This window comes from Sphingobacterium sp. UBA6645, assembly GCF_002455685.1.
Lineage (GTDB): Bacteria > Bacteroidota > Bacteroidia > Sphingobacteriales > Sphingobacteriaceae > Sphingobacterium > Sphingobacterium hotanense.
Map to the genome: position 1 here is coordinate 392,434 of NZ_DKLH01000045.1, position 11,217 is coordinate 403,650.

10 protein-coding genes are annotated in these 11,217 nt (G+C 41.6%); 9 read left to right on the top strand and 1 reads right to left on the bottom strand.

Annotation, left to right across the window (positions count from 1 at the left end; translation table 11 throughout):
• Positions 1–2: 2 nt before the first annotated feature.
• Together B2400_RS08980 and B2400_RS08985 are read left to right on the top strand one after the other, a co-directional pair.
• Positions 3–2,078 carry a transglycosylase domain-containing protein gene (locus B2400_RS08980; RefSeq protein ID WP_293932748.1) on the top strand — a complete coding sequence of 692 codons (2,076 nt, stop codon included), beginning with the start codon at positions 3–5 and terminating at the stop codon, positions 2,076–2,078.
• A 2-nt stretch (positions 2,079–2,080) separates the two neighbouring features.
• Positions 2,081–2,641 carry a phosphoribosyltransferase gene (locus B2400_RS08985; protein WP_149524694.1) on the top strand — a complete coding sequence of 187 codons (561 nt, stop codon included), beginning with the start codon at positions 2,081–2,083 and terminating at the stop codon, positions 2,639–2,641.
• Here B2400_RS08985 and B2400_RS08990 read toward each other — a convergent pair.
• On the bottom strand, positions 2,622–3,188 hold the full coding sequence (locus B2400_RS08990; RefSeq protein ID WP_286650336.1) for a DNA-3-methyladenine glycosylase I: 567 nt from the start codon (positions 3,186–3,188) through the stop codon (positions 2,622–2,624). The two genes, B2400_RS08985 and B2400_RS08990, sit on opposite strands and share 20 nt — an antisense overlap.
• Positions 3,189–3,234: 46 nt before the next feature.
• On the opposite strand from B2400_RS08990, the gene B2400_RS08995 reads away from it, so the two are divergent.
• The 7 genes from B2400_RS08995 to B2400_RS09025 all read left to right on the top strand — a co-directional run bounded on the left by B2400_RS08995 (position 3,235) and on the right by B2400_RS09025 (position 11,195).
• A complete protein-coding gene (locus B2400_RS08995) occupies positions 3,235–4,212 on the top strand; it encodes a DUF4271 domain-containing protein (protein ID WP_286650337.1) in 978 nt (325 codons plus the stop codon).
• 10 nt (positions 4,213–4,222) lie between these two features.
• On the top strand, positions 4,223–4,990 hold the full coding sequence (locus B2400_RS09000) for a uroporphyrinogen-III synthase (protein ID WP_149524697.1): 768 nt from the start codon (positions 4,223–4,225) through the stop codon (positions 4,988–4,990).
• A gap of 545 nt (positions 4,991–5,535) precedes the next feature.
• Positions 5,536–6,831: an SUMF1/EgtB/PvdO family nonheme iron enzyme gene (locus B2400_RS09005; RefSeq protein ID WP_293932752.1), complete on the top strand. Its 1,296-nt coding sequence runs from the start codon at positions 5,536–5,538 to the stop codon at positions 6,829–6,831.
• 46 nt (positions 6,832–6,877) lie between these two features.
• On the top strand, positions 6,878–7,531 hold the full coding sequence (gene gldL, locus B2400_RS09010; RefSeq protein WP_260041305.1) for a gliding motility protein GldL: 654 nt from the start codon (positions 6,878–6,880) through the stop codon (positions 7,529–7,531).
• A 49-nt stretch (positions 7,532–7,580) separates the two neighbouring features.
• On the top strand, positions 7,581–9,104 hold the full coding sequence (gene gldM / locus B2400_RS09015; protein WP_286650339.1) for a gliding motility protein GldM: 1,524 nt from the start codon (positions 7,581–7,583) through the stop codon (positions 9,102–9,104).
• Between the two features lie 21 nt (positions 9,105–9,125).
• A complete protein-coding gene (gldN, locus tag B2400_RS09020) occupies positions 9,126–10,178 on the top strand; it encodes a gliding motility protein GldN (RefSeq protein WP_149524701.1) in 1,053 nt (350 codons plus the stop codon).
• Positions 10,179–10,325: 147 nt separating this feature from the next.
• On the top strand, positions 10,326–11,195 hold the full coding sequence (locus tag B2400_RS09025) for a cupin-like domain-containing protein (RefSeq protein ID WP_149524702.1): 870 nt from the start codon (positions 10,326–10,328) through the stop codon (positions 11,193–11,195).
• The last annotated feature ends 22 nt before the right edge of the window (positions 11,196–11,217 follow it).

The window sequence follows — 11,217 nt, forward strand, 5'->3', positions numbered from 1 at the left end:
TTATGCTGGTAAAAGAATGGCTGAGGAAGCTTGATTTTTCGTTCCTGCGGAAGCGCTGGTTTTTAATTACAGCGGGTGCTGTTTTGGGGATCTTCCTGATTGGATTATTCTTGGGGCTATCCGTTCGGGGAAAAATGTTAGATCAAGCGGTGGTGAAAGTGAAGAAGAAACTCAAGGAAGATTATCAGCTCGATTTACGTATTGGGAGCTATGATTTTGCAGGCTTGACGACTGTGGAGTTCCAAAAGGTCCGCGTTGTTCCAGATTCCGCAGATCAGTTGGCGGCTATGGATAAATTTAAAGTGTCCGTAAAGCTGTTCCCCCTAATTTCCGGGACAATCAAATTGGGTTCTTTGGAAATGGAAAATGCCGATATCACCTTGGTGAAAGAAGATAGCACCTCTAATTATGACTTTTTATTTCGAAAGAAAGCCAAGGATTCAACTGCTGTTGATACCAGCAGCCGAACATTAGCCGAGACGGTCGATCGATTGATCAAGCAGGTTTTCCTGAAGGTTCCTCGCGATTTGAACATGACGAATGTGAATTTGTCGTATCAGGATAGTTCAGGAACTCAGATGGTGCGTATTCCAGTTGGCGAAATCGACAATGGAGATTACGATGTCGATGTCTTCTTGAACGAGCAGGACGCGAAATGGAATTTCAGTGGCGAGGTCAATCCCGATAAGCAGACATTGAGCGTTAAGATCACTTCGGATAATAAGGATGCTGAATTGCCGTTCTTGCGCAGAAAATACGGACTTCAGGTGAGTTTTGATGAACTTGCTTTTCACCTAGACGATGTATCTCGGAAGGGTAAAGATGTACTGGAAGTATTGGGTGGTTGGTCGACCAAGAACCTGAAAGTTTACCAGCGACGCCTATCTGGTGAACAGATCGTTCTTCCCGAAGGTGCGGCGCTTGGCGGATTTCAAGTGTCGGAGAATACGATTCAGTTAATCGAGGGTACCAAGGTGCAGGTCAAAGAATTTTCTTTTGAACCTCGACTAAAATACACACGTAAGCCTAAGAAGTTATTGAGCATGGCAGTCCATACGGGTAAGTTTAAGGCGCAGAATTTTTTTGATGCGATACCAAAAGGGCTTTTTGACCAGCTTGACGGTTTACAGGTTGAGGGCGATATTCAATATGACATGGATTTTGAGGTAGATTTGGATGATCCCGATCAGTTGAAATTCAGTTCCAAAATAGACGATGCGGCATTGAAAATTGTAAAATGGGGCAAGGCCGATATTGCCGCCTTAAACCAGCCCTTTGTTTATGAGGCTTATGATGATACGACAAAACTACGCGATATCGTTGTGGGGCCCGCCAATCCAATGTTTACTCCGCTGGATCAGGTTTCTTCGATTTTAAAGAAAACGGTGTTGAATACCGAAGATCCTTTTTTCTATAAACACAAGGGGTTCGAACTGGAAGCCTTCCAGTTGTCAATCGTTACGAATATTAAAGAGAAGAAGTTCAAACGTGGAGCAAGCACCATTTCTATGCAGCTGGTAAAGAATGTTTACCTGAATAGGAATAAAACAATGATGCGCAAGTTTGAGGAGATCTTGCTTGTTTGGCTAATGGAGCAATCTGGGCAGGTAAGCAAAGATCGCTTATTGGAAATTTATCTGAATGTAATCGAATGGGGCAAAAACGTCTATGGTATTGCGGAAGCTTCGCAGTATTATTTTGGTAAGAAACCTTCAGAAATAACGATTGGGGAGAGTTTGTTCCTATCGAGTATTATCCCGCGACCGAAAACCGGTCTATCGTCATTTGACTATACCGGACAATTGAAACCCTGGGTCATGAAGCATTTTAATACCTATGGTTATATCATGAACAAGATGCGGCAATTGGATAATGAAAATGTCCCTGCGAATTACGGGTTCTATCAGGTACAATTGCAGCCAAATCTGCGCCCGGCGCGTCCGAAAGGCGTTGTTGATACGGCGGCATCTTTCGATGATCTTAAAGATATGGCCGAAGAGATGGATTTAGAAGACCAACTGCGCAAGTCTATCCGCGAGCGATTATTCGGTAAGGAAGAAAACAAAGAGGAAAACTAAGCATGAAGAACATAATAATTGATGACCTGCATTTTGAATTGATGATCGATTATGATCAGATTCAAAAGCGTATCCGCCTTATCGGAATTGATATCAATCTTCGTTATGAAGATAAGCATCCTGTTTTTATCGGCGTTCTGAATGGTTGCTTTATGTTTATGGCTGATCTGATGAAGCAGATACATATCCCATGTGAGATGTCGTTCGTTAAGCTAGCATCCTATACGGGAACAGATCAGGGGCGTATTTCGGAATTGATAGGTGTGGGGATGGATTTGACGGGGCGTCATGTGGTGATTGTAGAGGATATCGTAGATACGGGCAATTCGTTGGTTCATACGATTGAAGCGCTGGAGAAACTTCAGGTGGCGAGTATTTCCGTGGCGACATTACTCATGAAGCCGGAATGCCTTTTATATTCTTTTGATAACATCATGTATGTAGGTTTCGAGATCGAGAAGGAATTTGTAGTAGGCTATGGCCTGGACTACAATGGTCAATGTCGAAACCTACAGCATATCTATAAGCAGTTCGATCCGCTTACTAACGAAAAGAGCAGCTAAGCATATGGTCATTGACCATACCTACCGCCTGCATATAGGCGTAGCATATAGTGGTCCCAAAGAATCGAATTCCTCTTTTCTTCAAATCCTTGGCGATCGCGTCTGAAATAGGGGAAGTCGCTGGAGCCTGACGATAGTCTTCATAGCTATTGATGATAGGCTTTTTGTCGGGCATGAATGAATATAAGTAATTGTAGAAACTGCCGAACTCCTTCTGAATCTCTATAAAGATCTGTGCATTGCTGATCGTTGTTTTAATTTTCAGCTTGTTCCTGATAATTCCCGGGTCCTGTAATAAACGCTCTTGATCTTTCTCTGTCATCGCGGCAACCTTTTCCACATCGAAATCAGCAAATGCTTTTCTATAGTTTTCGCGTCGTCGCAGGATCGTAATCCAGCTTAATCCAGCTTGCGCAGATTCCAATATGAGAAATTCGAATAGTGTTTTGTCGTCCTTTACTTGTTTTCCCCATTCCTGATCGTGGTAGGCTTGATACTCGGCATCATTGCCACACCAGCCACAGCGTACTAGCTCTTTATTGCTCATTTTTCAATTTCTAAAGCGATTATTTTATTCTAACTTTACGGCACTCATGAAACATCGTGTGCTATTCAGTTTTCTGTTAATTTTTACCGTATTGTTTGGTTTTGCCCAACAAGGTGCCGCTACTATACCAGTAGGCAATGTGCAAACAAGCTTACCTGCTGATAGTCTACAAGTTAACGATAGTTTGGCGCGGGTTTCACCCTTAGACTCCCTAGATTCGGCATTTAAATATACTGAAATCATCCCCGGTTTAAGGAAAGATAATAATTTCTTAACAGAGCGCTTGAAGCAGCAGCTGAAAATTGGGCGCCACGACTTGCTGTTTGGTGTAGAAAGAATTGAAGCATCAACGGATGCGGAGCGTATAATTTCGGGAAAATTGAAAAGCCAGCGTCCGATTTGGGTCTTGATTATTGTTTTCTTTCTATTCTTGATTTTGGCTATTATACGCATTGTTTTCCCAATGGAACTGCGTACCATTGTTGATGCCTACTACAAAGAAAGGTTGTTATTACAAGTTAGTAAAGAGGATAGTTTGGCAACTTCCTGGCCCTATATTTTCCTCTATGCTTTGTTCAGCCTGTCGCTCGGGCTGTTCATCGTCTTGGTTATGTCGAGTTTCAGCGACAAAAATTATCTTACTTTTGAGAATTTTATAAAAAATGCAATTTTCGTAGCGGCTTTATTCATCGCTAAGATTTTAATTATTCGCTTTGTCTCTTTTATATTTTCTTTAGAAAAGATTGTGCGTGAGTATGTTGCGGTCTTGTACCTCGTCTATTTTAACAGTATGTTTTTATTGATGCCATTCTTGTTAGCGCTACTGTTTGTACCTGTGGCATATTTTCAATTTATTACGGTTGTTTACGTTGTTTTAATAATAATTTTATTCACTTACCGCTTCCTACGGACCGCTTTACACCTGTTCGGGAATTTCAAGTTTTCTATTTTTTATTTAATTCTTTATCTTTGCAGTCTCGAACTAGCACCTATTTTAATATTAGTTAGAGCACTTAGTAAATAAGAAAGAATTTATGCAGATTGATGTAGAAAGATCCAAAAAAGTAAAGAGCATTCTTGTTACTTTACCAAAACCTGAAAACGATAAATCTCCCTACTTCACCTTAGCTGAGAAATACAATCTACGATTGGACTTCCGCGGTTTTATCCATGTGGAAGGTGTTCCGGCTAAAGATGTACGAAAAGATAAGGTAAATTTTGCGGACCATACTGCAGTAATTTTTACGAGTAAAAATGCTGTAGATCACTTCTTTAGAGTTTGTGAAGAAATGCGTTTTGAGGTATCCGCAGAGATGAAATATTTCTGTATATCCGAAACCATTGCTTTATACTTGCAGAAATACATACAGTACCGCAAGCGTAAAATCTTCTTCGGTAAACAAACTGCAAAAGATCTGGAAGACGTGTTGAAGAAACACAATAAAGAGAAATTCTTATTCCCATGCTCTGACGTAGCAAACGAAGAAACACAACGATGGTTGCAAGAAAACGGATATGATTTCACTCCTGCCGTTCTATTCAGAACGGTCATCAGCGACATCAAAGATCTAAAGGATGTATTCTACGATATCATCGTCTTCTTTAGCCCTTCAAGCGTACAGTCACTATATGAGAACTTCCCAGATTTCGTACAGAACAATACACGCATCGCAGCGTTCGGCTCAAGCACTCAACAGGCTCTACTAGATCATGACCTTATCCTTGACATCCCTGCCCCAACGCCAAATGCACCAAGCATGACGATGGCAATCGAACAGTATATTAAGCAAGTGAATAAATAGTAGTTTAGATATTAGATGTAAGATAGTAGAAATTAGAAATTTCTAATCGCCTAGAGATAGAAAAATTGCTGTTGAAGATATTTTAAGCCCTTAGGATTTTTTCTAGGGGCTTTTTTTAATTTGAGATTTTAGACATTAGGTATTAATCTGTGCAAAAGCTCTTTTTCATTTTGAAAATAGCCGTCTTAGCCGTGTCTGATGTCTAATATCTAATGTCTACACGACTGTGACAAATCCCCATCATGAATCTGCTTCGCCAGATTTTTATAATATTTGCTGCTGTTGGATGGAAAAGTGGGATAAAAGTTATAAACATTCGGCTACAATATCTTGTTTTATTGTTGATAATGGTTGATTTTAATGGTAATCGGGGTAATTTTGGGACCGGCCAAATTATCGTGAATCGGATATGATTTTTATGTTAAAATGGAAAAAGAATTGAATTTTTCTTGTTTAATAAGATTCCATTTAAGATTTTTGGCTTTCGTGGTAGCGAAACTATCCAAATCTTCATTAGTGAAATTTATATTGAATAATATTATATAATGATACTTAAACCTTTCAAACGTATACTCCAGGGTGCATTATTATTAACGGTTGTACTTACTGGATGTAATAGACCAGATAGCTCTGGCGAATTGGTTGGTACTCGATTAGACAGGTTAAAAGAGAATAAAACACCTTTCGGAATGGTGCTCATCCCGGGGGGAACCTTTATTATGGGGCAGTCTGATGAAGATATTACCTTTTCTCAAACCTCGCAGAACAGACAGGTTACCATCGCTCCATTCTATATGGACGATACAGAAATCTCAAATAGCGAATATCGTCAGTTTGTAAACTGGGTTCGTGATTCCATCTTAATTTATAACCACCTCAATGATCCTTCGTATTTCAAGACTTCGGCAACCGGCGACTCGAGACATATCGATTGGGAGAGAGTGCGCAAGAATTCGCCATGGAATGCACAGACCCCAGCACAACAGGAAGGTTTAAACCAAATGTATTACCAAGGCGAAGACCGTATTTTTGGTAAAAATGAATTGGATGTACGTCAATTGACCTACCATTATGAATGGTACGATCTGCGTGCTGCGGTTGCTGCCAAAAATGACCCTTCAAAGAAACGTTCGGATTTTATCTTAAGAGATACCATGTTGATCTATCCGGATACGACAGTTTGGTTAACAGATTTTTCATATGCTCAGAACGAGCCTTTGGTAGAAAGTTATTTTTCCCATGCTTCTTATGATGAATATCCGGTAGTAGGGGTGACCTGGCGACAAGCGCAGGCTTTCAATACCTGGAGAACATTATTATTCAACAACAATGCTGCAAATAAGCGTCGTGAAGAACGTGCTCCTTATCAATTGCCTTCCGAGGCTCAGTGGGAGTATGCTGCTCGCGGTGGTAAAATTGGAACTCAGTTTCCATGGGGTGGTCCGACAGCTCGCAACGCGAAAGGCTGTCTGATGGCTAACTTCAAGCCAGGGCGTGGTAACTACCTGGATGATGGTGCTGCTTATACAGCTCCCGTTTATTCGTACTTCCCGAACGACTACGGTTTGTATAACATGGCAGGGAATGTCGCGGAATGGACGCAATCAAGTTATAATGAATCAGCCTATTCTTTCGTTCATGATATGAACCCGACATATACTTACCATGCTTCGCCATCCGATCATGAGACGATGAAGCGTAAGGTTATTCGCGGTGGCTCATGGAAGGACGTTGGATACTTCTTGCAAAATTCAACTCGTCAGTACGAGTATCAAGATACAGCGAAAGCTTACTTAGGCTTCCGCAGTGTATTAGCCTATAAAGGGGTTTTGAATAGATAATCAATCAACATATACTAAACAACATAAACTACTAACATTTTAAACGATGGCAAGAAAGAAAAGATTCGGATTCGGTATCAACACGCTTATTAACTGGGGTGCCTCAGTGGTCATTATTGGACTAATGTTCAAAATTCTTCACTTCAAAGGTGGAGAGTGGATGATTGGTATAGGCTTGGCCGTGGAAGCTGTATTATTCTTCATCATGGGGTTTTTATCTGCGGAAGAAGACGTGGATTGGACTCGTGTTTATCCGGAGTTAGACGAAGATTTTAAAGGCGAATTGCCGACACGTAGCGTGCAACAGGTACAAGTGGCACAACCTACCGCGATTGGTAATACGGCTGCACTCGATAAATTATTGCAAGACGCGAAGATTGACGAAAACCTGATCGGAAACTTAGGAGATGGTCTTCGTACGTTTGGTGATAAGGTAGCTGCTATTTCAAAAGTAGCAGACACCGCTACGGCGACAAATCAGTTTGCAGATAAATTAAATGCTGCCGCAACGGGTGCATCACAATTGAGTCATGCGTTTGAACGTGCTGCTGCTGACTTGCAGACTTTCAATGAGTCGGCTACGGATATGCAACAGTTTAAAGAGCAAGTAAACACTTTCAATAAGAACCTATCATCGTTGAACGCCATCTACGGTGGAATGCTTTCTGCAATGAATCCAACATCTGGAAACAGATCATAACGAAGTTTGAACTAGATTTTTAACATTTAAAAAAATAGAAAACTGACTTATGGCAGGTAGAAAAGAAACACCAAGGCAGAAGATGATCGGGATCCTTTATTTGGTTCTACTAGGCTTAGTAGCACTAAATGTAAGTGATTCCCTTCTGGATGCTTTCAAAAACTTGGGTGATAGTTTAAAAACATCGACAGAAAATACCCAAACGGGTATCGATAATATGTTCCTTTCTTTCCGTGAAACGAAAATGAAGGAGAACCCGGAGCGCGCACAGCCTTTATTAACGAAAGCTGAGCAAGCACAGAAACTAGTAGCGGCTTTGACGAGCAAAGTAGCGGAATATAACCGATTGTTTATGGAAGAAGGTGGTGGTCTGGAAGAGAGCACCGGCGATGTAAGCAAGCGTAGTAACGTTGATATCTCTCCTCGATTGATGATCAATCAGGGTCGCGGAAAAGAATTGCGCGACTTGATTAATAAGACCGCTGCAGAATTGAAGAAATTGACGAACAACGAGGTTGATTTTGCGCTTTTAGCAGCAGATCCGAAGGCTCGTGGTGGGGTTAAGAAGACTTGGGAAGAAGCCAACTTTGGAGATGGTATTCCTTTGACCGCTGCTATCACAGCATTAGAGAAAATCAATGCAGATGCGAAAAATGCGGAGTCTGCAGTTGTAAAACATATTTTTGGTAAGATGGATCAAGCTGTGGTAAACTTAGACCGTTTCTCGGCAGTTGCTGTTGCTCCGACTTCTTACTTAATTCAAGGCCAGCCTTACACAGCAAAAGTATTCCTGACGGCATACGACTCCAAGTCGACTCCTCAGATTTCAGTAAACGGAAGTCCTTTGCAGGTTGTTGATGGGCAAGGGATGTACTCGGTGAATACGTCGTCAGAAGGGGTATTCAGCTGGAAAGGTTTGATCAGCGTTCAGCAAACTGACGGTACAGTGAAGACTTACGAAACAGAACCGATTTCTTATCAGGTTGCTCGCCCTTCGGCGGTGGTATCTCCGGATAAGATGAATGTATTATACATCGGTGTTGATAACCCTATTTCGGTTTCTGCTCCTGGTATTGCGCGTGAGAATCTGATTGTTTCGGGTTCCGGAGTTTCGATTTCAGGGTCTGGCGGTAAATATAATGCTCGCGTTTCTTCAACCGGAGAAGCAACGGTTAATGTATCGGCAAAGATTGGCGACAAGACGCAGCAGTTGAGCAGTACGAAGTTCCGTGTGAAGCGTATTCCTAAACCTACGGCTCGCGTTGCTGGTAAAACAGGAGGTCGTATCTCTGCAGCACAATTACGCGGTCAGAACGTGGTTGCTGCCTCATTAGATAATTTCGAATTTGATGCGAAGTTCCGCATCTCTAAATTCAATATGTATATCGCAAAACCACGTGTAGACCCTATAGGACCTTACACAACCAGTGGATCAAACTTTAGCGGACAGATGAAGTCTGGCTTATCAGGAGTGACCAGTGGTTCGGTGGTAATGATCTATGATATCGTAGGGGTAGGGCCTGACGGCGTTGCCCAAAACTTGGACCCTATTACGTTCCAGGTTACCAATTAATCAATTTAGATGATTAGTATCATGAAAAAGTTAGTATTAGCAGCAACTGTTTTTTTCTCCTTGCAAGCCTCGGCACAACAGGAGAACCTGAACAATAGTGTAGACCCCGTTCAGGCAGTTGACACCTTGCCTCCAGTTGATGGATATGTAGTGAAATCAGATTTCGAAAATCGGAAGGTCGTTCCTTATGCTAATATTCGTCAAACGGATATCGCTTTCAGCAAACGCGTATGGCGTGAAATGGACCTGCGTGTGAAGATGAATCAAGCTTTCGCGTCTCCTAAGTCGAGTTTGATCAATATTCTCTTAGAAGCGATCCAAGAGGGTAAATTACGCGCATACGATCCAACGCCTACCAAAGATGACCCTAACGGCGATTCGTTCAAGACTTTGTTAGCACCCGATCAGGTAATGGCTCGTTTTGGAGGCGATTCGATCTTGGTAGAAGAATTCAATGAGAATAATGAGGTAATCGGATCTAGCTACCAACAGCGTGATTTCGATGCAACGCAGGTGGTGAAGTTCCGTATCAAAGAGGATTGGATATTTGATAAGCAACGCTCGGTATTCGAGGCTCGTATTGTGGGCATAGCGCCTTTGATTACGCCACAGATCCCAGGTGCGTCGGATATTATCATGCCGGTTGACGGAACGGGAACAGATGCAGGGAGCAGTGCTCCAGTAGACCCATTTGATCCATTTGCGGTTCCTGCAGAAAATAATACGGAAACAACAACGAATGCAACTCCTCCTGCAGATGTAGCTCTTCCTCCGGTAGGTGGCAATAGTTTCATCCCGCAGATTGATGCGACACCGGCTTTCTGGGTATATTTCCCAGAGGCACGTCATGTCCTTGTAAATAAAGAGGTCATGAATCGCCATAACGACGCTACAGGTTTGAGCTATGATGATATCTTTATCAAACGCATGTTTGCAAGCTATATCGTGAAGCAATCAAACCCTGAGGATCTTCGAATCAAAGATTATATCAGTGATGATATGGAGCGCCTGTTTGAATCAGAAAGAATTAAGAAATCGTTGATGGATTACGAACAAGACTTGTGGTCTTACTAGAAATCTGACGGTTATCATTTTTTAGAAGAATATTTCTGCATAATTTGTCACTGTTTCGCGGTAAAAAATGTTAATTGCGATACATTGGGAATATTTATTGTAGAAATATTTTTTTTATGTTTGTACTAACACGTAAATGGTAATCTTGTGAAATTAAAACCTGTAAATAGTATCTCTGGGATTGCTCCAAATGACTTTGTAAAAGATTATCTGAACAAGGGTCAGCCGGTCATCATAAAGGATTTCGTAAGTAAGGACAGCCCTTGTTGGACCAAGTGGAGCTACGATTATTTCAAGGAAATAGCGGGCAACGAGCAAATCGATGTATATGGACGCGAGGAAGAATCCCAAAACCATGCTGCGAGCCCTCCGGTGGGCAGAATGAGCTTTGGCCAGTATCTGGATAAAATTAGCACAGAGCCTACGGAATTACGTCTTTTCTTATTCAATTTGATGAAGATAAGACCAGAGCTGAAGAAGGATGTAATCTTCAATGATGTGACAGGAGGAAAGGTTCTTCAATGGCTACCCTATATGTTCTTTGGTGGAGAGGGCTCCGCAACGCGTAATCACTTCGATATTGATATGTCGCATGTTTTCATTACGCAATTCCAAGGAAAGAAGCGTATCTGGTTGTTTCCAAATGATCAGTCTGACTTAATGTATAAACTTCCCTATAACTTTCATAGCATTGCTAACTTGAAAACTAGCAGTGTTAGTGAATACCCTGCCATTGAGTATTTGGATGGCTATGAGGCAGTAATTGGTCCGGGGGAAACATTATATATGCCGGCGGGATGGTGGCATTACATCCAGTACGAAACTGAAGGCTATTCAATCTCTGTTCGTGCATTAGCAAATTCACTTACTGAAAAGCTGAAAGGGGCGAGAAATTTATTCGTGACTCGTCATTTTGATGATACAATGCGCAAAATATTTAAGGATAAATGGTTTGATTACAAAATCAAAACTGCGCAGTCTCGAGCTAGTCGAGCGATAAGAAAATATAAAAAATAAGAGAAGAGGCTGTCTAAAAAGG